This is a genomic window from Nitrincola salilacus (genome assembly GCF_046271865.1).
GTDB lineage: Bacteria > Pseudomonadota > Gammaproteobacteria > Pseudomonadales > Balneatricaceae > Nitrincola > Nitrincola salilacus.
This window is the reverse complement of record NZ_CP176580.1, coordinates 17,320-37,786: the sequence shown is the minus strand read 5'-3', so window position 1 is coordinate 37,786 and position 20,467 is coordinate 17,320. Positions and strand designations below refer to the sequence as shown.

Here is a 20,467-nt window from a genome sequence, read left to right as displayed (position 1 = left end):
AGACAGAACGTGCTTGCGGGTCGGGTGCGGACGCGTAGGTTCCGTTTTATGCGAGAAGCGGATAGTCTGTCCACAAGAGTGGACCGGGAATTAATAGAGTTCAAACGCAAGCAGTTTATCTATTCCCATCACCTGAGGGTGGTAGCCCACTACCTCCGCTTAGCCTCAAAGGAGCCCTGCACATGCTGATCACCCCGTTCTCACTCAGCCGTCTGCCACAGATACATTTCGGTGCAGGCAGCCTGTCCAGACTGACACCATGCATGCTCCAGCATGGTCGCACAGCACTGGTGATCACCGGTCGTCAGTCATTTATTCAGACTCCTCACTGGCAAACCCTGCAGCAGGAGTGGGCAGCGGCAGGCATAACATGGCATCTGTTGCACGTGAGTGGTGAGCCTTCACCACAGTGGGTGGATCAGGCAGTCGCTGACTACCGGGACTCGCAGATAGATATAGTCGTGGGCATTGGTGGAGGCAGTGCTCTGGACGCGGCCAAAGCCGTAGCAGGATTGCTGCCGAGCGGTCACTCGGTGATGGATTATCTTGAAGGCGTCGGCAAGGGGTTTGAATATACAGGACCGGCAACACCTCTGATTGCGGTCCCGACCACCGCAGGCACAGGCAGCGAGGCGACCAAAAATGCCGTCCTGAGCGTTCAGGGCGCCGAAGGTTTCAAGAAATCCTTTCGCCATGATGCGCTCGTGCCGCATACCGCGATTGTCGATCCTGACCTGCTGCGCGATTGCCCCAAATCGCTGATCGCGGCGAATGGTATGGATGCTTTCACACAACTGCTGGAATCCTATGTGTCGAGCAATGCCAGCGTACTGACCGACTCCCTGGCATGGTCCGGCATGCAGGCGTTCTGCGCGGGCTTCTGGTCGGCATGGGAGGCAGATCACCCTCAGGCAGGTCTCCCTCAGGCAGAGAGCGGCTTCAGTCAGCTTGCCTATGCCTCAATGATGTCGGGCATCACTCTGGCTCAGGCGGGCCTGGGCTCTGTTCATGGTCTGGCTTCTCCACTTGGTGCATTCTTTCCTATCCCACACGGCGTGGTATGCGGAACACTGCTGGCGGAAGCCACCGCGATGAATATCGCTGCACTGCAAGCGCGAGCCGCTGACAGCGCAGCTCTGCGCAAATATGCACAGGTAGGCAGACTACTGACAGATAATGCCGCCCTGAGCGACAAACAGGCCCTGGAAGCTCTTGTCGACCTCCTGAGAGAATGGGTTGCCAGACTGAACCTGCCTCGCCTGCATCAGTTCGGTATGACGACAGACGACTTTACGCGTGTTGTGGCGAATGCCCGAGGCGGCAGCATGAAAACCAACCCCATCCTGCTCACCGATGCAGAGTTGCAGGAGATACTGTCGATAAGGTTCTGAATGGCTGCCAGCGACTGAGCTGCTCAAGTCATCTCTGAGTTGGACACAAGAACGCAAGCGCTGAAAAGAATTTCTGCGGAAGTTTTTAAAAAGTGTTTGACATCAATGAGGCTTTCCTTTTAAATACGCGCCTCAGGTTGCCCGGATAGCTCAGTCGGTAGAGCAGAGGATTGAAAATCCTCGTGTCGGTGGTTCGATTCCGCCTCCGGGCACCACTTATATTTGAAAGAGATATCAAAGCCTTGCAGTGATGCAGGGCTTTTTGCGTTATGGCGTTCGATAGCCTTCAGCAGCCAGATCTCACCAGCACTCTTGAACTTTCTGCACCATGCTGGCTCAATAATGTTCATGAAATCTCAGGATACCACCATAAGCAACAAGCAACGCCGCCTGACCAGCCTTCTGCTGGCGCTATGCCTGTTGTTATCGCTACTGCCAACACACGCCTTTGCTGGTGGCACGCAGCATCAGTCAGAACAGCTCTCAGCAACACCAGTTGATCCGGTTCATGCTGCGCATATGCATCAGCAGCAGACAACTGACACTTTCATGCATGATAATCAGCTTGATACTCACCTTAATGCCCATCAACAAAGCAATGATTGTCCACAATGGCTGCAGGCCAGTTGCATCGCTTGCTGCGCCTGTCCTGTGCTGACTACGGAGCTGAGCCTGATTCTGCGCAGCCATCCTCCAACACTTGCTTCCTTCAGCCTCGAAGCTTCAGAGCGCTCCAAAGATCGCCTGGAACGCCCGCCGCGTGGCCTCCTTCAGATAATTTGATCCATTCGCTGCTCTGCAGCCATTTATCTATCTGAAGAAGGATTACATCATGCAACGTCGTCAATTCTTGCGCCTGGGCGCACTTGGCCTGCTCTCCGTCCCTGCTGCCGGGTGGTTGCTGCACAGCAGAGGAGTCACTGCCACAGCCAACGCTTCCACAACGATGCCTGCCATGGGCCAGCCACTTCGTTCCTTGCCACGACTGATCAATCAGGCCAACGGAGCAGGCTTTCATCACCCCCTTGCCGTCGCGCCAAAGGGTGTTGAGCTGATTTCAGGCCAGCAGACCGAGCTATGGCTATATAACAATCTGCTGACACCTCTGATTGAGGTGACCGAAGGTGAGGAGATCAGCATTCCGGTCAGCAACCAGCTTAGTCAACCCACCACCGTTCACTGGCATGGCCTGATGGTTCCGGGTGATCAGGATGGAGGTCCGCATCACGCGATTCTTCCCGACTCGACACTACACTATCGCTTTACCGTTCCCGAAGGAAATGCCGGCTTGCACTGGTTCCATCCGCACCCGCATGACCATACCGCTGAACAGATAGCCCACTCTCTGGCGGGTGCTTTTATGGTCAGACCCAAAACACCGGAGCTGCCAGATGGGATTGAAGAACACCTTCTGATGGTGACCGACCTGCGTCTGGATGATCAGGCACAGGTGGCACCGCATACCCCGGCAGACTGGATGAACGGACGTGAAGGCGAGTTGCTGCTGGTGAATGGTCAGTATCAGCCTGTGCTGGAGGCCGATCCAGGAACCACATTGCGCCTGCGTCTGATCAATGCCTGCGCCGGCCGCTACCTCAAGCTGAACCTGGAAGGGCACGCACTGACCCTGATAGGTACTGATGGCGGACTGATAGAACAACCAGAAACTGTGGATAACTATCTATTGGTACCGGGACAGCGCTGTGATCTGATCGTGCGCATCAACGATGAGCCCGACAGCCGCTTTGAGCTGACCAGCCTGCCCTATGATCGTGACTGGATGGGGCCTGAACCTGCACACTATCGGCAACCAGTGCAGCTATTGAACCTTCAGACCCGCCAAAGTGCAGTCCGCCCGGCTATCCCGTTACCATCGACGCTACGTAGCCTGCCGGTACTTGGCGAAGCAAGCATAGTAAGACACATTGAGTTAAGCGAAGAGATGCCAGGCATGGCCGGAATGGCCAACAACGAGCATGGTGGTCATGGTCAACATAACGCTGAGAGCTCAGACCCAGTCACAATGATGGGTAAGCCACCCGTCCGCTTTCTGATCAATGGCCAGCAGTTCTCGATGGACTCACCTCCCATGTTTGAAGGCCAGAGTGGCAAAGTGGAGGAGTGGATCGTGAAAAACCTCTCACACATGGACCATCCTTTCCATATTCATGGAACCCATTTCCAGGTTGAGGCATACCGTCAGGAAGAGGGTAACTGGCAGCCTGTACAAAGGCGCGCGTGGCAGGATACCGTCAATCTTGAACCAGGCCAGAGCCTTAAGCTGAAGCTGGTTTTCCACAATCCGGGCGACTGGATGTTCCATTGTCATATCATTGAGCATGAGGAAATGGGCATGATGGCGAGCATCAGAATCAGCTGAAGAGCCCATTACGCCTGGCGGCCGACTCAGGTCGGTCGCTGACACTCACCCGAAAGCACATAGAGCCGTGCCGGAATAATGAGTCTGCATAAAGCGCGAAATCAATATTGCAAAGGAAAAGCTGAGCTTGCTCAATGAAACATACTCAATACATTGAGTGCTTTGATTATTTTTTATGAAGGATTATTTCTGAAGAGTGTGCTCGGAAGAGCTGAGAGTTTTTCAGGTTGGTGCAGATGGGGAGACTCGAACTCCCACGCCCGTGAAGGCACTAGCACCTGAAGCTAGCGTGTCTACCAATTCCACCACATCTGCATTGTAAGCTGCGTTTTTAATCCACGCCGGATCTGTTCTCTTTACGTATTTTATCTGGCACCACTACCCGGTCAGGGAAGATGGTGCAGATGGGGAGACTCGAACTCCCACGCCCGTGAAGGCACTAGCACCTGAAGCTAGCGTGTCTACCAATTCCACCACATCTGCGTAAAGTGGGGCGCATTATATCGGCCCCTATAGCTCTTGTGAAGCCCCGATCCCACTTTTTTTCATGGAATACAGGGGATCACAACTTTATTCATTTCGATCAGGCGCCCAGGCAGTCGCTGAAGCGATCTGCGAGTTGCTGTAAAAAGGCCTGATAAGCGCCTGGAGCAACGACTACATCAGTCGCCAGCGGATCCAGAACACCGTGACGAATCTCGATGCCACGCACCACAGATTCAACGACTGCAGGTGTAAACTGTGGCTCACTGAATACACAAACCGCCTGTCCCGCCTCAAGCCTGGTGCGTATATCAGCAAGATGGCGCGCGCCAGGCTGGCGTGAAGGATCCAGTGTGAAATAACCCACCTGATTCAATCCGTAATGCTCTACGAAATGACCGTAAGCATCATGAAATACGAAAAATCCTTTATCAGACAGCGCAGATAACTGAGTTTTCAGTGAATTGTCCAGTGCATGAGTTTCTTCTGTAAAGCGCTGCAGATTGCCTGCTATGCGATCCGCCTGCTCCGGCATCAGCTCAGTCAAGGCTGCTGCCATTGCCTCAGCAATTTGAACCCCACTAGCCGGATCCAGCCATATATGAACATCATGATCATGGTCGGCATGCTCACTCTCATCATGCTCATCGCCATGATCGTCGTGCTTATGACCATGATCGTCCTGCTTGTGCTCGTCATGCTGATGACCATGATCGTCTTCCTTATGCTCATCATGCTCATCGCCATGATCAACATGTCCTGTGTCTGCCATATAGAGCTGCACTACTCTGGCATTGGTCCGCTGCAGCGGCCGCACAAGAGACTGCTCAAGATCCGGACCTACCCAGAAGATCAGCTCGGCATCGGTGAGCCTCTGCATATCGGAAGGGCGCAGATTAAAGCTGTGCGGCGATGCGTTTTCCGGCAATAACAGTTCCGGTTCCGTCACACCTTCGCCTATCGCACTGGCTATCAACTGCAGAGGCTTTATACTGGTCACTACCTGACTGGCACTCACTGAGCTGGCAAATATCATACTGGCCGCAAAAGGCAGTATGCGGGTAAAAGAACTAAGCTTTGACATCACGGTTTAATCCTGACGATTTTGAAAATAGTAAGTTATAATATAACATAAATGTTTTGATGTGCGGTTACCATGCTCAGACACGACACAGTTTTCACTGAAAAACACAACCATCAGACCTGTATAGACGAGGCTCTGGCGCGCGCCAAAGCCCTGTGCAAGGCAAAGCAGTTGCGTTTCACGCCGATCAGAGAACTGGTGTTACGCCTGATCTGGCAGAGCCACAAACCGCTTGGCGCCTATGATCTGCTACCAGCATTGGCTGAAGCAGGCTTCAACTCGGCGCCACCCACGGTATATCGTGCTTTGGAGTTTCTGCAGGAGCAGGGGCTGGTGCATCGCCTGGCATCACTGAACGCATTTATTGGCTGCTCCCAGCCTGACGCCGAACATACCGGTTATTTTTTCATCTGCCGCGAATGCCACCAAACACTCGAGGTCAAATCGGACCCTGTTCACAGCGCCCTGAACCGGCAGGCTCACAATATGGGCTTCAGTATCGATCAGGAAACGGTCGAGGTTCTCGGCACCTGTCCCAGCTGCAAACGGAACTCAGACCCGCATGCATGAAACACATCAGGATCTGGTTAGACTGGATCAGATCAACGTTAATTTCGGGCGCCAGCAAGCCCTGCAATCCATATCACTGGGCTTGCATGATGATTGCATCACAACCCTGATCGGCCCCAATGGAGCTGGAAAAACTACTCTGGTCAAAGTGGTACTGGGTCTGGTTGCACCAACCAGCGGATCAGTCTGGCGCCGCCCGGGGCTGCAGGTCGGCTACATGCCGCAAAAGCTCCAGATAGACCGGACCATGCCGCTCAGCGTCGAACGCTTTCTCAGAATCGGGATCAAGTCTGATCCTGTAGCCCTTTCCAGAGCACTGGATGATGTCGGGGCAGTCCATCTGCTCAAACACAGCTTTCACGATCTATCAGGTGGCGAGTCTCAGCGTGTCATGCTCGCGCGTGCCTTGCTGCGTAACCCCCAGCTACTGGTGCTGGATGAGCCGGTTCAGGGCGTGGATGTTAACGGACAGGTGGAGCTGTATAAGCTGATATCGAGCATCCGCGAGCAACGCAAATGCGGGATTTTGATGATCTCACATGACCTGCATCTGGTCATGTCGGCAACCGACCATGTGATCTGCATAAACCAGCACATCTGCTGTTCAGGTCATCCAGAGCTGGTCAGCAACGACCCATCGTTCATTGAACTGTTCGGGCGCTCACAGGCCGATGCCTTTGCTCTGTATAATCACCACCACGATCACCATCATGATATTCATGGTGAGGTGATCATTGATCATCCCGAGCCACCCGGCACCGTAGAGTCATGCAGCCATCATAAACCTCATCAGGTTAGCCACTAATCAGGTGAACCAATAGTCAGGTCAACCAATAGCCAGGGAGATTATCAGTGCCGGATTTTCTGTTATTTGCCGTACTTGGAGGTATTGGTGTTGCTGCCATAGCGGGCCCTCTGGGCGCTTTTGTGGTCTGGAGACGTATGGCTTACTTCGGCGACACACTGGCACATTCGGCGCTGATGGGAGTGGCGCTGGGCTTCCTGTTCAGTATCAACCTCAATCTGGCGGTTGCCGTATGCTGTATTCTGCTGGCCATACTGCTGGTCGCGATGCAGCGCCAGACGATTGTCGCCACCGATACGCTGCTCGGTATCATGGCCCACAGCACGCTATCTATCGGCCTGGTCGCGGTCTCTTTTCTCGATAATATCCGTATCGATCTGATGGAGTATCTGTTCGGTGATCTGCTGGCCATCTCTCCGCAGGATCTCTACTGGGTTTATGGCGGTGGCCTGTTGGTGTTGGTGCTTCTCTGGCGTTTATGGGACTCACTACTCGCGATCACCATCAACGAGGAGTTGGCGCAGGTTGAGGGTGTACCGGTCACGCGCGTCAGGCTTGCGCTGATGGTGATGATCGCTATCGTTATTGCGGTAGCGATGAAACTGGTCGGTATACTGCTGATCACCTCATTGCTGATCATCCCAGCTGCGGCTGCCCGCAGGCTATCCAACACCCCGGAGCAGATGGCAATTTTTGCCTCGCTACTCGGCATGCTCGCTGTCGTCGGCGGCATCTGGCTTTCCTGGACCTTTGACACACCTGCTGGCCCCTCTGTTGTTGTCGTGGCTTTGATGGAGTTCCTGCTGCTTTACAGCCTGCCTCTGCGCCGACGCTCAATATGAGTCTTCCTGATATGCAAGGGCTTGGTATTGTGAGCTTGGTATGGTGAGCCCGGTATGATGAGCCGATACGCTTACTGGCCCGAGCGACAGACGCACCGCCGCGTCTGGGCACTGGCCTGGCCAATGATGCTATCGAACATCACGGTCCCTTTGCTCGGTCTGGTGGATACAGCGGTAATGGGACATCTACCAGAGCCTCACTACCTGGGCGCTATCGCTATCGGCGGCATGCTCTTTTCCATTCTATACTGGACCTTCGGCTTTCTGCGCATGGGCACTACCGGCCTGGTGGCTCAGGCACATGGCCGCGATGATGGCAGCGCAATACGCACCTACCTGGGACAGTCGCTGGTGATTGGGATAGTCATCGGCGGCATAATTATCCTCCTGCGCAGTCCACTGACGGAGGCTGCTCTGCATCTGGCCGGTGCAGCGGTGGATGTTACTTCTCAGGCTCGTCTGTATGCTGAGATTCGTGCCTGGAGCGCGCCAGCCGTGCTATGCAACTTTGCGCTACTGGGCTGGTTCGTCGGTAATCAGAACACACGCATCCCTTTGCTGCTGCTGACACTGACCAACCTGGTCAATATTCTGCTCAACCTGCTGTTTGTTTTCGGCTTCGGCATGAGGGCCGATGGTGTTGCGTTGGGAACTGTCTGCGCCGAATATTTTTCCCTGGCAGTCGGCATATGGTTCTGCAGACGCATACTGCTGCAAACCTCGGGCGAGTTCATGATGCGCCAGTTACTGCGCTTTAAGGACTATGCCGCGCTGCTTCAGGTGAATCGTTATCTGTTTGTGCGTACCGTTGTGCTGTTGATGGCATTCGCTTTCTTCACGGCACAGGGTGCACGGCAGGGGACAGATATACTGTCGGCCAATGCTGTGCTGCTGAACTTTCTGGTGCTGATCTCAAACGCGCTGGATGGGTTTGCTCATGCGATAGAGGCATTGACCGGACGCAGCCTGGGTAAAAAGGATCGGCGGCACTTCTATCAGGTGATCACATCGGCCGCTATCTGGTCATTGGTCAGCGCACTGCTGATGACGCTGTTTTTCTGGGGAGGCGGCAACTTGATCATCTCCCTGCTCACAGACATACCACAGATACGACAAGAAGCTAGCACTTACTTACCCTGGTTGATAGCCCTGCCGTTAATCGGAGTGTGGAGCTTTCTGCTGGATGGGATCTTCATCGGTACGACACAGGTCAAGGCGATGCAGAACACCATGCTGCTCTCGGTATTTGCCGTCTTTCTGCCAGTCTGGTGGCTGAGCCAGTCACTGGACAATCATGGCCTCTGGCTCGCGTTCTGCGCACTGTTCTTTGCCCGCGGCGCTACAGGCGCATTTGTTTACTGGCAATTGTGTCAGCATGACCGATGGTGGTAAAGCAGATGGCCGTACGCAACAGCTATAACGCTATCCTTGCACCTGCATCAACACAGATCTGATGCCTTGGGCAGGTCACTACATGATCATTCACTAACCCGACAGCTTGCATGAATGCGTATGCGATGGTCGGACCAAAGAATTTCACTCCCTCCTTCTTCAAAGCCTTGGATAGCTGATTTGAAAGCTCGGTTTCCGCCGGAACCTCCTTCATCCGCTCCCAGTTCCCGTTCAGAGGACGACCATCAACAAACTGCCAGAGCCACTTTGCAAAGCTGCCATGCTTAGCCTGCATCTCCAGCACAATTCGCGCGGTGCTAACTGAGGACTCCAGCTTGCCACGATGACGGATCAGTCCGGGATCGGCCAGCATCCGGCTGATATCTGACTCGTCGAACGCAGCCACCTGCTGCAGATCAAAGTTCCGGTAATGGGCCTTGTAGGCATCCCGCTTCTGCAGCACGGTATTCCAGCTCAGACCCGCCTGAGCAGCTTCCAGCACCAGAAACTCAAACAGCACCTGATCATCCGTCTGCGGCATGCCCCATTCGGTATCATGGTAATGCAGTTCCAGCGGGCTGTGCATGGCCCAGCCACAGGGCTGGCTGACGGAGTCGGGCAGGTGCATCTTACTTATCCTTTCGCTTGGATGGCATCACGAACTTTATCGGCTGGGCCGGCTCTACTTCAACAGGCTGGGTAGGCCGTGTCACACGGGTTTCAACCTCCTGAGGTTCCGGCCGGCCATCCAGTCTGAGAGAATCTGCAAAGCCGCATTTGACGCACTCGCGGTACTCCCTCTCCTCGTCCCGATACATGCGTATCGCATCCATGGCGGCACAGCGCGGACAGACCGCACCGGCAACAAAACGTTTTGTGACTGTCATGTTCTCACGCTCTTCCAGTAATGCCTGAGTGGCGCAGCAGTGGCTCAACACTGGGCTCACGCCCTCTGAAGGCAACAAACAACTCCATCGGCTCCGCCGAGCCACCTTTTTCCAGAATATTTTCACGGAAATCACGGCCAGTAGTCGGATTCAGCACACCCTCCTCCTCAAATCGCGAGAAAGCATCTGCCGACAAGACCTCTGCCCATTTGTAACTGTAGTAGCCTGCAGCGTAACCACCGGCAAATATATGACTGAAACTGTGTTGGAAGCGGTTCTCGGCAGGCGGTTGAATAACAGCCACCTCGTCACGCACCTGATTCAGCAACGCCTGTATATCAGTCACGCCTGGTTGAAATTCGTGGTGCAGGCGGAAATCAAACAGCGAAAGCTCTATCTGTCGCACCATCATCATGCCTGCCTGAAAGTGTTTGGCGGCCAGCATCTTGTCGAGCAACGCCTGCGGCAGTGGCTCACCCGTTTCATGATGGGCCGACATCAACGCCAGCCCCTCAGGTTCCCAGCACCAGTTTTCCAGAAATTGACTGGGCAACTCGACCGCATCCCACGCCACACCGTTTATCCCGCTGATATCGGCATACTCGATACGTGTCAGCATATGGTGCAGGCCATGGCCGAACTCATGGAACAGAGTGGTCACTTCATCATGGGTCAGCAGCGCCGGTTTGCCGTTCAATGGCGGCGTGAAATTACACACCAGATAAGCGACCGGCAACTGCAGCTGCCCATCCACACATCGACGGCGCACCCGACAGCCATCCATCCAGGCACCACCACGCTTGTTACTGCGCGCAAAGGGGTCCAGATAGCAGTAGGCCAGGATTTCCCCGTCTCTGCTAAGCTCAAACATCCGTACATCGTCATGCCAGCTGTCGAAGCTGTCCATCTCACGAATCTGCACACCGAACAGCTTATCCACCAGTGCAATAAGGCCATCCAGCACCTTAGGCAGGGGGAAATAGGGGCGCAACATCTGCTGCGACACTTCATAGCGCTGCTGCTTCAGTTTTTCGGCATAGTAGCTGACATCCCAGGGCATCAGTTCAGCAGTGCCGTCAAGGTCTGCGGCAAAATCACTCAGCTCTTTAAGTTCCTGCCGGGCAACCGGCTTGCTCTTCTCGGCCAGATCGCGAAGAAAACCCAGCACCTGCTCAGGCGACTCAGCCATTTTGGTTGCCAGTGAGTAATCCGCATAGCTGCTGAAGCCCAGCAGGGCAGCCAGCTCATGGCGCAATTCAAGAATCTCTTGCATCACACCGCTATTGTCCCATTTACCGGCATTCGGCCCCTGATCAGACGCCCGTGTGCTGTAGGCACGATACAACTGCTCACGCAGCTCACGATTGTCCGCATAGGTCAGTACGGCATAATAGGCAGGGAAATCCAGTGTGACCACCCAACCCTGCTGTTCCCGAGTACTGGCCGCCTGGGCGGCAGCAGCGATCGCATGCTCCGGCATCCCCTGTAGATCGGCTTCGTTCTGCGTGTGATGGAACCAGCCCTGCGTGGCATCCAGGACGTTTTCAGAGAAACCTGTGGTCAGAGCCGACAGTTTCTTCCTCAACTCGGCATAGCGCTGCTGCTGTTCCGAGGGCAGGTTGATTCCCGACAGTTTGAAGTCACGCAGAGCATTATCGATCACCTTGCGCTGCTCCAGCGTCATCTGCTGATAACCATCACCTTCAGAGAGCGCCTGGTAAGCCTTGAACAGTGCCTGATTCTGCCCCAGCTCAGTCCAGTACTCCGACAGCTTGGGCAGGCTGCGATTATAAGCCTCGCGCAGCTCATCGGAGTTCATCACTGCATTCAGGTGCGACGCGGGTGACCAGGCTCTGGACAGTTCATCATTCAACTCATCCAGCTGCAATACCAGCGACTCCCAGTTCAACGCATCCGGGTCCGCCGTCAGTTGTTCAATCCTGCTGCGATTACGCGCCAGCAGTTGATCGATCGCAGGCTCGATATGCTCTGCCTTGATACGACTGAATTCAGGCAGCAGATGCTGCTCTAACAGCGGGTTGGTCATGATTTAGCCTCCGGTGATGCGGGAATCTGATCTGCAGCCTGCAGTTGTGGCTGCACTTTGTTATACAATGAGGGCAGAGCGTGCGTTTTTCAAACAAGCAGCCAAACAAATAGCCAAAACTACAGTCTAACCGCACAGCCAAACTACACCTTCAACTACACCTCAACTACAGGATAGTCAGCATGACTCTGCGTCAGTATCAGGGCCAGACCCCTCAACTGGGAAAAAAAGTTTTCGTTGATCCTAGCGCCATCGTACTGGGCGATGTCGAGATAGGCGATGAAAGCTCAGTCTGGCCACTGGTCGTGATCCGTGGCGACATGCATCGCATCCGCATAGGCCAGTATACCAGCATCCAGGATGGTTCGGTGCTGCATATCACCCACGCCGGTCCCTATAATCCGGAAGGCTTCCCGCTGATTATCGGCGATCATGTCACGGTCGGTCATCAGGCGATGCTGCATGGTTGCACGCTGGGCAGTCGTATTCTGGTCGGCATGGGTGCCATGGTGATGGATGGTGCGGTAGTCGAAGATGAGGTAATTATCGGTGCAGGCAGCCTGGTACCACCAGGTAAGACGCTGAAGAGCGGCTATCTCTATGTCGGCAGGCCTGTACAACAGATGCGTGAACTGAGCGACAAGGAACGCGCCTTTTTTGTGTATACCGCAGAAAACTATGCTCGCCTCAAGGACAAGCATCTAGCTGAGAACTGGACCTCCTGAAAGGCCCGTCATACGGCTTATCCAGCCTTATCTGTGGTAAATTCTGACCGGCCTGTTCGCCGGGCCGATCACGGCTTGGCTTTAGCCACTTCACGCAAGCGTTTTACCACTTCCGCATTGATGCTGCGCTGAGTGAAGTGGCCATCTGCCTTCAACACCCCGGCATTGCGCCCCATCAGGATCTCCATGCATTCATCCACCGTACTGACTGCATAGACCTTGAACTGCCCCTCGCTGACCGCCTCTACCACTTCGCGCTTGAGCATCAGATTACGCACATTGGCCCGTGGAATCACAACACCCTGGCTCCCTGTCAGGCCTCGGGTTTTGCAGAGTTTGAAGAAACCCTCGATTTTTTCGTTAACACCACCAATCGCCTGCACTTCGCCATACTGGTTGATTGACCCGGTGATCGCGTATTGCTGACTGATCGGGATGCCGGTCAGTGCCGACACCAGCGTACAGACCTCCGCCATAGATGCGCTGTCGCCATCGATATAACCGTAGGACTGCTCCAGCGCGATACTGGCTGACAGGGTAAGGGGGAAGTCTTTCGCATACTTGTGCCCCAGATAGCCAGTCAGGATCAACACACCCTTGGAGTGGATCGGCTGGCCGAGAGTCACTTCACGCTCAATATCCACTATCCCACGATTGCCCGGGTTTACGGTTGCCGTGATTCTGGCCGGTGTACCGAAAGCCACATCACCTACTTGCAACACAGTCAGACCATTGGAGCGACCGACGGCCTCTCCTTCAGTATCGATCAAAACAGTGCGGTTGAGGATGCCATCGAGGATCTTCTGGGCCAGACGACCGGTGCGCCGCTCTTTTGCCTGCAGAGCACGCTCCACATGATCCGAGGTGATCAGCGCCTCTCCTCGCTGACGGCGATGGTAATCCGCTTCACAGAGCAGATCAACCAGTTCGCCTATGTGCGCAGATAACAACTCCTGATCTTCCGCCAGCCGTGAGCTGTGCTCTACAAGGCGAGCAACCGCTTCGCGTTTGAGTGCTGCGAGCCCCTCTTCAACAGAAAGCGTCTTCATCAGACGCGCATAGTTTCGAATCGAGGAGGGCCCTCTGCCCACATCTTCATCAAAATCCACTACGACTCGGAACATCTTTTCGAAATCGTGATCCAGCTCCTGCAACAGATAGTAGGTATCGCGCTCGCCTACCAGCACCACCTTCACCTTCAGTTTGACCGGCTGTGGATTAAGGGAGATGGTACTGATACCGGTATACTCACTGACCGGGTTTTCGATGCGGATCTCATGTGCTTTGAGTGCACGCTTCAGCGCGTTGTACACAAAAGGCTGCTCAAGCAACTTCTCAGCTTCCATCACCAGATAGCCACCATTGGCTCTATGCAGAGCACCGGGGCGAATCAGCGTATAGTTGGTCTGCAATGACCCCATCTCACTCAGGTACTCGATCTTGCCAAACAGATTTTCATAGCTTGGGTGCGCTTCATAAACAACCGGCGCACCTTTAGTTTTGTGGTTATCCACCAACAGGTTGATACCGTAGTTTTCTTCGAGATAACTGCTGCGCTGCTGATCGCTCTTACTTTCCAGTGGCTTGTCGTCATTCACCAGGTCAGCAGCATTCTTGATTAAATCACGTTCGATGTGGGCAAGGTAGCTGACCACACTGGGCATATTGATATAGCGCTCACGCAGCGAGTTGAACAGCGGCGCCAGTGCTTTCTGTGCAGTTTCACGATCCAGCGCTTTCATCTGCTGCGCAGCTTCACGACGCCACTTCGGAAGCTCGGCCAGTGCTTCATTCAACTGCTCTTCCAACATCGAGATATTCTTCTGGAAGGTATCGCGCTCCTCCTCAGGCAGTTGCGAAAATACTGCCTCATCCATCGCCTGACCCGCCGCGACAGGAGTAAAGCCTATCGTACCGGCATCGCGATACACGGCAATGCTGCACTCACGAGCCTTACGCTCTACCTGATCAATCGCCTGATCGTAACGGCGGTTGAAATCACGCTCGATACGGCTGTTCATGCGCTGATAACCCGGGCTTTCGAACGCAGCCGGCAACTCAGTCATGATGCTTTCAAGTAATCCACCAATATCCCGCTTCAGCGGACCCGCCTTTCCTGACGGCAACTCCAGCACAACGGGGTAGCGCGAATCCGACAGATTATTGAGGTAACACCAGTCACTCGGCTTGCTCTCCTTCTTCGCTCCGCTCTTGAGGCTTTCCATGGAAAAAGAGAAGCGTCCGGTATGAGGGTTACCCATGACAAACATGTTGTAGCCCGGTCTCTGCATACCGACGCCGAAGCTCATGGCCTCAACAGCACGCTCCTGACCGAAGAAACCATTAAAGGGTTCCAGCGTTTCAGTCGTCAGAAAGGGCAGATCCTGATGGTCGCAACGTTTATATAGTTGCTCGGCGCTCAGTGAAACATGATCAGGCATGTTATTGATCCAGAAGGTGGGTTCAATTCAGTTATAGCGTTTCACGGCTAGGTTTGACAAGCCTTGTGAGCTTTATTGCTGCCCCAGACTCTGGCGCAGAGCTTCAATGACGGGAGCAGTATCCGGCTTGATGCCGCGCCAGATCAGAAAAGACTCAGCCGCCTGCTCCACCAACATACCCAGGCCATCCAGCGATTTACTTGCTTGATGCTGTCGAGCCCAGCGACAGAAAGGCGTTTCTGAAGTGCCATACAACATGTCGTAACAGATGGTGTACTCATTCATCAGATGAACTGGTAGGTCGGGGGTTTCTCCACTCAACCCTGCAGAGGTCGCATTGATGATCAGATCAAAATTGCCTTCCGGCAGGTGTTGAAAATCACAGGCGCTGATCTGATGATTTGATGAGCCGACCGGGCCAAAAACCGAGACCAGAAGCTGCGCTTTCGACAAGGTTCTGTTAGCAATTACTAACTCTGAAGCACCCGCATCAAGAAGTGGTTTTATCACACCCCGCGCCGCGCCGCCTGCACCCAGCAACAGAATGCGACTCTTATCGAGTTGAATTCTGTGGTTACAGGTCAGGTCAGCAACTAATCCGGCACCGTCAGTATTATCTCCTCGGATCGATCCTGACTCATCGCGCCAGAGGGTATTAACCGCACCAGCCAATTCGGCGCGCTCTGTTCTTACTGCCGCCAATGCCCAGGCACGCTCCTTGAAGGGAACCGTGATATTCAGACCTTTACCGGGCTCCTGTAAAAACGCTTCAACCCGCTGTTCAAATTCCTCTTCAGCAATATCAACCGCTGTGTATTCCAGTAGCTGATCCTGTTGCGCAGCAAACATGCCATGGATCAGAGGCGATTTACTATGGTTGATTGGATGACCGAATACTGCATATTTATCAATCATTTGATATCTCCCAGCCAATCCTTCGACTGCAGAAAGTGCTCATAAAGCCTGGCTTCGGGCGAGCCTGGCTCAACTTGCCAGTCATAACTCCAGCGCACCTCCGGCGGCAGCGACATCAGGATCGACTCAGTGCGCCCGCCCGATTGTAGCCCAAACAGTGTTCCGCGGTCATAAACCAGGTTGAACTCTACATAGCGGCCACGACGATGCAACTGGAAATCACGCTCACGCTTACCGTAGGGCATGTCACGTCGACGCTTGACGATAGGGAGATATGCCTCGATATAAGCATCGCCGATCGCGCGCATCAGCGCAAAGCTGGTCTCGAAATCTGGCTCATTCAGATCATCAAAGAACAAACCGCCAACGCCGCGGGGTTCATTGCGGTGTTTCAGGTAAAAGTAGTCATCGCACCATTGCTTGTAACGTGGATAAATATCTTCACCAAACGGCGCACAGGCATCACGTGCAACCTGATGCCAATGGATGCAGTCTTCATCCACACCGTAGTAGGGGGTCAGATCGAAACCACCACCAAACCACCAGACCGGTTCTTCATTTTCCTTCTCAGCTACGAAGAATCGCACATTGGCATGTGAAGTAGGAACGTGCGGATTATGCGGATGTATCACCAGCGAGACGCCCATCGCCTGAAAATGGCGCCCCGCAAGTTCGGGTCGATGGGCCGTGGCAGAGGCAGGAAGCTTATCGCCATGCACATGGGAAAAGTTAACGCCGCCTTTTTCTATGACTGAGCCTTGGCTCAGTACACGGGTTCTGCCACCACCGCCACCTTCACGCACCCAGCTATCTTCTATAAATTCATTTGAATCAATGCTTTGCAGCTGATCACAGATACGATCTTGAAGCCCCAGCAGATAGTTTTTTACGGCGTCGATATCAGGAACAGACATAGTTAACTCCAGATGTGAATACTTACTTACGTTCTGATAACCGAAAAATCTGAGATAGATCGAATCTCGCTTGGACGGTCTCGGCCACCAAGCTCACCATTCAATATAAAATCGAGCCCAGAGCCGAAGTAAGTCTTAACTTTCAAATTTGTTTTGGCTGGTTGGGCCGCAGAAGGGTTGGCTGAAGTCGACACCAGAGGACCACCCCAGGCATCACAGAGATGCTTTACTAATGGATGCGCACTGACACGTATGGCAACGCTGTCATGTCGCCCCTTGACCCAGTCGGGGATCATATCGGCTGGATCCGGGATCAACCAGGTAACGGGGCCGGGCCAACTATCCATGACACTCTGCCTCTGCGACAGTGTCAGAGGCGTCAGCAACGGCTGCACCTGATCGATGGAGGAGGCCACCAATATCAACCCTTTGTCTACAGGTCTGCGCTTCAGGCGCAGTAGCCTCATGACAGCAGCTTCATTCCAGGGATCGCAGCCCAACCCCCAGACCGCTTCAGTGGGATAAGCGATGACACCACCCTGTCGCAACACTCTGACCGCCCGATTCAACTGCCAGGCATTCATCATTACCCTCCGAACCTTATTCCAGCCAATATAGGCTAGTGAACGCTAACCGGGGAATCCCAATAAATATGAATGTCAGATAAAACTGAACTGCGCTTCTGGCGCTCCCGGCAGCAAGGCTCTTGCGCGTTCTACACTCGCCAGCAGCTCTTCGTAGCTATCTGCGACCAGGTTAACGTGACCGAGCTTACGACCGGCACGCTCTTCCTTGCCATAGAGATGGAGATGCGCACCTTCGATTTCAAGCAGCGCCGAGAGATCACCATGCTCTCCGATGATATTGATCATGCAGGTCAGGCCGCGCGGTGCCGTAGAACCCAGCGGAACGCCCTGAACAGCGCGCAGATGGTTTTCAAACTGGCTGGTGACGGCACCATTTTGCGTCCAGTGCCCGGAGTTATGCACACGGGGAGCCATCTCGTTTGCCAGCAGCCTGCCATCGCGCGTCTGGAACAGCTCCAGTGTCAGCACGCCGACATAGTCCAACGCATCCAGCAACTGATGGATATAGCCCTCTGCCACCGTCTGTAACTGTTCCGAAACATCCGGCAATGGCGCCATGGAGTAGCGCAGAATGCCTTCACTGTGATGGTTTTCTGCGATCGGATAGAAAACCACCTGGGCATCGCGCCCTCTGACGGCAATCATCGACACTTCGCGCACGAAGTCGACGAAGGATTCAACGATCAGCTCAGGGTGCCCGATCTTATTCCAGGCATCAACAGCCTCGGCAGGGGTGCGCAATACCGCTTGCCCCTTACCGTCATATCCTTCAGTCAGGGATTTGGCAACAACCGGAATCTGCTGAGCTCCACCTAATTCAGCCGCCGCAGCAGCCAACTCTTCTGCCGAGGATACAAGTCTGTAGTCTGCCACAGGGATTCCCAGGCGGGTGAACAGTGCCTTCTCCTCAGCGCGATTCTGACAGACACGTATCGCTTCGCTGCCCGGATAGAGGGGCTTTCGCGCCTCAACAGCCTTTACCAGCGACAGAGGAAGATGCTCGAACTCATATGTTACGCAATCGACTTGTTGCAAGAACTGATCCAGAGACTGCTCTGCCTGATCCATTACAACTGTGCCGATATCGGCACTGGGGCTGCCACTGGTATCAAGGAATACGAAGCGGTTGCCCAGCGGATACCCGGCAAGCGCCATCATCTGCCCCAGTTGACCAGCTCCAAGTATACCTATACGCATCTTTACACCTTGCCTCTACTATAAGCTTTTGATATCAGCCACGCGGATCGGGATTGTCCAGCACTTTCTGCGTCTGCTCGGCGCGGAATGTTTCCAGCGCTTGACGGACTTCAGGATCCTGCAACGCCAGTATCTGTGCCGCCAGTATCCCTGCATTGGTCGCGCCAGCCTTGCCGATTGCCAGAGTCGCCACTGGTATACCACCAGGCATCTGCACAATTGACAATAAGGAGTCCATTCCGCTGAGCGCTTTGGATTCTACAGGGACACCCAGCACCGGCAGGGCCGTCTGTGCTGCGACCATACCTGGCAGATGCGCGGCACCACCGGCCCCGGCAATGATCACCTGCAAACCGCGACCGACTGCAGATTTGGCATATTCAACCAGAAGATCTGGAGTACGGTGAGCAGACACTACGCGTGTCTCGTAGGTGACACCTAGTTGTTCCAGCATTTGAACAGCATGTTCCATGGTCGGCCAGTCCGACTTGGAACCCATTATAACGCCTACTTTTGGTTGCATAGTATACATCCCATTTTGATCCAGGCCTGCAAATCATGACCAACAGTTTACAGAAAACCGAGCAGGATACCCTTAAATGTCAGCGGGGAAAAGAGAAAGCATTGAATAGATCGCCGCACTATCGACAACGCCTGACACCACTGCCTATCGACTCTACCCAACCGGATAACTGCAGCTGCATCAACCCCTGCTGTAACTGACTGAAATCCCCACCCATCGACACTGACAACTGATCCAAATCGATCAGATCAAAGGGGATCTGCTGCAGTAGCCTGGCCTGTTCAGGAGGGATGAGCTCAGGAGGGATGAGTTCAGAAGGGATTAGTCCAGGAGGAATTAGATCAGCCGGTGACAGATCCTTCTGTTCCTCATCCAACAGCACCAACGAACCCAGTAAGGAGCCCAACTGCTCGATGATATGCGGCGCATTCTCGACCAGAACTGCCCCTTCACGAATGAGCGCATGACACCCACGGCTGAGAGGGTTTGCGATCGCGCCCGGTATGGCAAATACTTCACGACCTTGCTCCAGAGCTTCCCTTGCGGTGATCAGTGAGCCGCTCTTCAGCGCCGCTTCAACCACCAACGTTCCCACTGACAGACCACTGATAATCCTGTTACGTCGGGGAAAGTGTGCAGCAAGCGGCGGTGAGCCAGGCATCAACTCAGACACCAGACAACCACCTTCAGCCACTATCTGCTCTGCCAGAGCACGATTTCGCTTAGGATATATCTGTTCGATGCTGGTCCCCATCACAGCAATGGTTGGTAGTTTCTGCTCTACAGCACCGCGATGCGCTTCGCTGTCGATCCCCAGCGCAAGTCCGCTTGTCACAATCAAACCTGAACGTGACAGGTAAGATGAAAAGTCATAGGCACTTCGCAAACCTCCTCGCGAGGCATGCCGACTGCCGACCACAGCCAACTGCGGCCGCGTCAGTATAGTCGCATCGCCTTTTATCCACAGCAGAGGAGGCGGATCATAGATCGACGCCAGCAAGGGAGGATAATCATCAGCATCCAGTGTCATTAAAGTGATATTTTCACTCTCGGCCCAGCCATATAGCTCCTGAGCACGCTGCATCAGACGACGACGGGTGTCGGAGCAGGCCAGCGCAGCTCGGGTATCACGCCGAAGCGAGGTATCCGGAGGCAGATTGAGATTGAGTAGGTCGGAGGGATTGCAGCTTTGCTGGAACAGTCTACCCAAGGTTACCGGACCCATACCCGGCAACAGGCTGACTGCGATCCATTCCCTTGGATCGCTTGGCATTGACTAACTCC

The 20,467-nt window shown here is 54.2% G+C and carries 19 protein-coding genes and 3 tRNA genes; 9 read left to right on the top strand and 13 right to left on the bottom strand.

All coding sequences use genetic code 11. The features are described from left to right. The first annotated feature begins 182 nt into the window (after positions 1 to 182). From ACK3CJ_RS00175 to ACK3CJ_RS00160, 4 genes are all read left to right on the top strand, one after another. Positions 183 to 1,391 carry an iron-containing alcohol dehydrogenase gene (locus ACK3CJ_RS00175; RefSeq protein ID WP_409524397.1) on the top strand — a complete coding sequence of 403 codons (1,209 nt, stop codon included), beginning with the start codon at positions 183 to 185 and terminating at the stop codon, positions 1,389 to 1,391. Positions 1,392 to 1,530: 139 nt separating this feature from the next. Continuing rightward, positions 1,531 to 1,606 (top strand) — tRNA-Phe (locus tag ACK3CJ_RS00170). A 127-nt stretch (positions 1,607 to 1,733) separates the two neighbouring features. Beyond that, positions 1,734 to 2,174: a hypothetical protein gene (locus ACK3CJ_RS00165; RefSeq protein WP_409524396.1), complete on the top strand. Its 441-nt coding sequence runs from the start codon at positions 1,734 to 1,736 to the stop codon at positions 2,172 to 2,174. A 49-nt stretch (positions 2,175 to 2,223) separates the two neighbouring features. After that, the gene (locus ACK3CJ_RS00160; protein ID WP_409524395.1) at positions 2,224 to 3,771 is read left to right on the top strand and encodes a multicopper oxidase family protein; all 1,548 of its coding nucleotides are present in this window, start codon (positions 2,224 to 2,226) and stop codon (positions 3,769 to 3,771) included. Positions 3,772 to 3,999: 228 nt separating this feature from the next. Here the strand turns inward: ACK3CJ_RS00160 and ACK3CJ_RS00155 are convergent. The 3 genes from ACK3CJ_RS00155 to znuA all read right to left on the bottom strand — a co-directional run bounded on the left by ACK3CJ_RS00155 (position 4,000) and on the right by znuA (position 5,338). Beyond that, positions 4,000 to 4,086 (bottom strand) — tRNA-Leu (locus tag ACK3CJ_RS00155). An 81-nt stretch (positions 4,087 to 4,167) separates the two neighbouring features. Then, positions 4,168 to 4,254 (bottom strand) — tRNA-Leu (locus tag ACK3CJ_RS00150). 100 nt (positions 4,255 to 4,354) lie between these two features. Continuing rightward, positions 4,355 to 5,338 carry a zinc ABC transporter substrate-binding protein ZnuA gene (znuA, locus tag ACK3CJ_RS00145; protein WP_409524394.1) on the bottom strand — a complete coding sequence of 328 codons (984 nt, stop codon included), beginning with the start codon at positions 5,336 to 5,338 and terminating at the stop codon, positions 4,355 to 4,357. Between the two features lie 72 nt (positions 5,339 to 5,410). Between znuA and ACK3CJ_RS00140 the strand changes: the two genes are divergently transcribed. The 4 genes from ACK3CJ_RS00140 to ACK3CJ_RS00125 are packed head-to-tail and all read left to right on the top strand — an operon-like array spanning position 5,411 to position 8,947. Further along, complete coding sequence (locus ACK3CJ_RS00140) at positions 5,411 to 5,908, top strand: Fur family transcriptional regulator (protein ID WP_409524393.1); 498 nt, start codon at positions 5,411 to 5,413, stop codon at positions 5,906 to 5,908. Next, positions 5,901 to 6,713: a zinc ABC transporter ATP-binding protein ZnuC gene (gene znuC, locus ACK3CJ_RS00135; protein WP_409524392.1), complete on the top strand. Its 813-nt coding sequence runs from the start codon at positions 5,901 to 5,903 to the stop codon at positions 6,711 to 6,713. Before ACK3CJ_RS00140 ends, znuC begins: the two co-directional genes overlap by 8 nt. Before the next feature lie 47 nt (positions 6,714 to 6,760). Next, on the top strand, positions 6,761 to 7,555 hold the full coding sequence (gene znuB / locus ACK3CJ_RS00130) for a zinc ABC transporter permease subunit ZnuB (RefSeq protein ID WP_409524391.1): 795 nt from the start codon (positions 6,761 to 6,763) through the stop codon (positions 7,553 to 7,555). A gap of 54 nt (positions 7,556 to 7,609) precedes the next feature. Continuing rightward, the gene (locus tag ACK3CJ_RS00125) at positions 7,610 to 8,947 is read left to right on the top strand and encodes an MATE family efflux transporter (RefSeq protein WP_409524390.1); all 1,338 of its coding nucleotides are present in this window, start codon (positions 7,610 to 7,612) and stop codon (positions 8,945 to 8,947) included. Between the two features lie 22 nt (positions 8,948 to 8,969). Here ACK3CJ_RS00125 and ACK3CJ_RS00120 read toward each other — a convergent pair whose 3' ends face one another. Genes ACK3CJ_RS00120 through prlC form a run of 3 tightly spaced genes read right to left on the bottom strand, consistent with a single transcriptional unit; the run spans position 8,970 to position 11,881 of the window. Beyond that, complete coding sequence (locus tag ACK3CJ_RS00120) at positions 8,970 to 9,575, bottom strand: DNA-3-methyladenine glycosylase I (RefSeq protein WP_409524389.1); 606 nt, start codon at positions 9,573 to 9,575, stop codon at positions 8,970 to 8,972. Position 9,576: 1 nt separating this feature from the next. Next, positions 9,577 to 9,834 (bottom strand): YheV family putative zinc ribbon protein, encoded by a 258-nt coding sequence (locus tag ACK3CJ_RS00115; protein WP_409524388.1) that lies wholly within the window; start codon positions 9,832 to 9,834, stop codon positions 9,577 to 9,579. 4 nt (positions 9,835 to 9,838) lie between these two features. Beyond that, positions 9,839 to 11,881, bottom strand: a complete 2,043-nt coding sequence (prlC, locus tag ACK3CJ_RS00110; RefSeq protein WP_409524387.1) for an oligopeptidase A — start codon at positions 11,879 to 11,881, stop codon at positions 9,839 to 9,841. Between the two features lie 182 nt (positions 11,882 to 12,063). Here prlC and ACK3CJ_RS00105 point away from each other — a divergent pair, with 182 nt between their 5' ends. Further along, positions 12,064 to 12,606, top strand: a complete 543-nt coding sequence (locus tag ACK3CJ_RS00105; protein ID WP_409524386.1) for a gamma carbonic anhydrase family protein — start codon at positions 12,064 to 12,066, stop codon at positions 12,604 to 12,606. A 68-nt stretch (positions 12,607 to 12,674) separates the two neighbouring features. Here the strand turns inward: ACK3CJ_RS00105 and ACK3CJ_RS00100 are convergent, their stop codons facing one another. The 7 genes from ACK3CJ_RS00100 to dprA all read right to left on the bottom strand — a co-directional run bounded on the left by ACK3CJ_RS00100 (position 12,675) and on the right by dprA (position 20,456). Then, complete coding sequence (locus ACK3CJ_RS00100) at positions 12,675 to 15,047, bottom strand: Lon protease family protein (RefSeq protein WP_409524385.1); 2,373 nt, start codon at positions 15,045 to 15,047, stop codon at positions 12,675 to 12,677. 72 nt (positions 15,048 to 15,119) lie between these two features. Beyond that, positions 15,120 to 15,962, bottom strand: a complete 843-nt coding sequence (gene aroE / locus ACK3CJ_RS00095) for a shikimate dehydrogenase (protein WP_409524384.1) — start codon at positions 15,960 to 15,962, stop codon at positions 15,120 to 15,122. Further along, a complete protein-coding gene (gene hemF, locus ACK3CJ_RS00090; protein WP_409524383.1) occupies positions 15,959 to 16,876 on the bottom strand; it encodes an oxygen-dependent coproporphyrinogen oxidase in 918 nt (305 codons plus the stop codon). Before hemF ends, aroE begins: the two co-directional genes overlap by 4 nt. A 26-nt stretch (positions 16,877 to 16,902) precedes the next feature. Then, positions 16,903 to 17,463 (bottom strand): Sua5/YciO/YrdC/YwlC family protein, encoded by a 561-nt coding sequence (locus tag ACK3CJ_RS00085; RefSeq protein WP_409524382.1) that lies wholly within the window; start codon positions 17,461 to 17,463, stop codon positions 16,903 to 16,905. 72 nt (positions 17,464 to 17,535) lie between these two features. Beyond that, positions 17,536 to 18,660, bottom strand: a complete 1,125-nt coding sequence (locus ACK3CJ_RS00080) for a 5-(carboxyamino)imidazole ribonucleotide synthase (protein ID WP_409524381.1) — start codon at positions 18,658 to 18,660, stop codon at positions 17,536 to 17,538. Positions 18,661 to 18,694: 34 nt separating this feature from the next. After that, positions 18,695 to 19,192, bottom strand: coding sequence for a 5-(carboxyamino)imidazole ribonucleotide mutase (gene purE, locus ACK3CJ_RS00075; protein ID WP_409524380.1), 498 nt, complete (start codon positions 19,190 to 19,192; stop codon positions 18,695 to 18,697). Between the two features lie 109 nt (positions 19,193 to 19,301). After that, positions 19,302 to 20,456 (bottom strand): DNA-processing protein DprA, encoded by a 1,155-nt coding sequence (gene dprA / locus ACK3CJ_RS00070; RefSeq protein WP_409524379.1) that lies wholly within the window; start codon positions 20,454 to 20,456, stop codon positions 19,302 to 19,304. Between the last annotated feature and the right edge of the window lie 11 nt (positions 20,457 to 20,467).

What these genes read in the sequence shown, in the direction of transcription:
- ACK3CJ_RS00175 (WP_409524397.1), top strand. Translation starts at nt 183, where the DNA reads ATGCTGATCACCCCGTTCTCACTCAGCCGTCTGCCACAGATACATTTC.
- ACK3CJ_RS00165 (WP_409524396.1), top strand. Translation starts at nt 1,734, where the DNA reads ATGTTCATGAAATCTCAGGATACCACCATAAGCAACAAGCAACGCCGC.
- ACK3CJ_RS00160 (WP_409524395.1), top strand. Translation starts at nt 2,224, where the DNA reads ATGCAACGTCGTCAATTCTTGCGCCTGGGCGCACTTGGCCTGCTCTCC.
- znuA (WP_409524394.1), bottom strand. Translation starts at nt 5,338, where the DNA reads ATGTCAAAGCTTAGTTCTTTTACCCGCATACTGCCTTTTGCGGCCAGT.
- ACK3CJ_RS00140 (WP_409524393.1), top strand. Translation starts at nt 5,411, where the DNA reads ATGCTCAGACACGACACAGTTTTCACTGAAAAACACAACCATCAGACC.
- znuC (WP_409524392.1), top strand. Translation starts at nt 5,901, where the DNA reads ATGCATGAAACACATCAGGATCTGGTTAGACTGGATCAGATCAACGTT.
- ACK3CJ_RS00125 (WP_409524390.1), top strand. Translation starts at nt 7,610, where the DNA reads ATGATGAGCCGATACGCTTACTGGCCCGAGCGACAGACGCACCGCCGC.
- ACK3CJ_RS00120 (WP_409524389.1), bottom strand. Translation starts at nt 9,575, where the DNA reads ATGCACCTGCCCGACTCCGTCAGCCAGCCCTGTGGCTGGGCCATGCAC.
- ACK3CJ_RS00115 (WP_409524388.1), bottom strand. Translation starts at nt 9,834, where the DNA reads ATGACAGTCACAAAACGTTTTGTTGCCGGTGCGGTCTGTCCGCGCTGT.
- prlC (WP_409524387.1), bottom strand. Translation starts at nt 11,881, where the DNA reads ATGACCAACCCGCTGTTAGAGCAGCATCTGCTGCCTGAATTCAGTCGT.
- ACK3CJ_RS00105 (WP_409524386.1), top strand. Translation starts at nt 12,064, where the DNA reads ATGACTCTGCGTCAGTATCAGGGCCAGACCCCTCAACTGGGAAAAAAA.
- ACK3CJ_RS00100 (WP_409524385.1), bottom strand. Translation starts at nt 15,047, where the DNA reads ATGCCTGATCATGTTTCACTGAGCGCCGAGCAACTATATAAACGTTGC.
- aroE (WP_409524384.1), bottom strand. Translation starts at nt 15,962, where the DNA reads ATGATTGATAAATATGCAGTATTCGGTCATCCAATCAACCATAGTAAA.
- hemF (WP_409524383.1), bottom strand. Translation starts at nt 16,876, where the DNA reads ATGTCTGTTCCTGATATCGACGCCGTAAAAAACTATCTGCTGGGGCTT.
- ACK3CJ_RS00085 (WP_409524382.1), bottom strand. Translation starts at nt 17,463, where the DNA reads ATGATGAATGCCTGGCAGTTGAATCGGGCGGTCAGAGTGTTGCGACAG.
- ACK3CJ_RS00080 (WP_409524381.1), bottom strand. Translation starts at nt 18,660, where the DNA reads ATGCGTATAGGTATACTTGGAGCTGGTCAACTGGGGCAGATGATGGCG.
- purE (WP_409524380.1), bottom strand. Translation starts at nt 19,192, where the DNA reads ATGTATACTATGCAACCAAAAGTAGGCGTTATAATGGGTTCCAAGTCG.
- dprA (WP_409524379.1), bottom strand. Translation starts at nt 20,456, where the DNA reads ATGCCAAGCGATCCAAGGGAATGGATCGCAGTCAGCCTGTTGCCGGGT.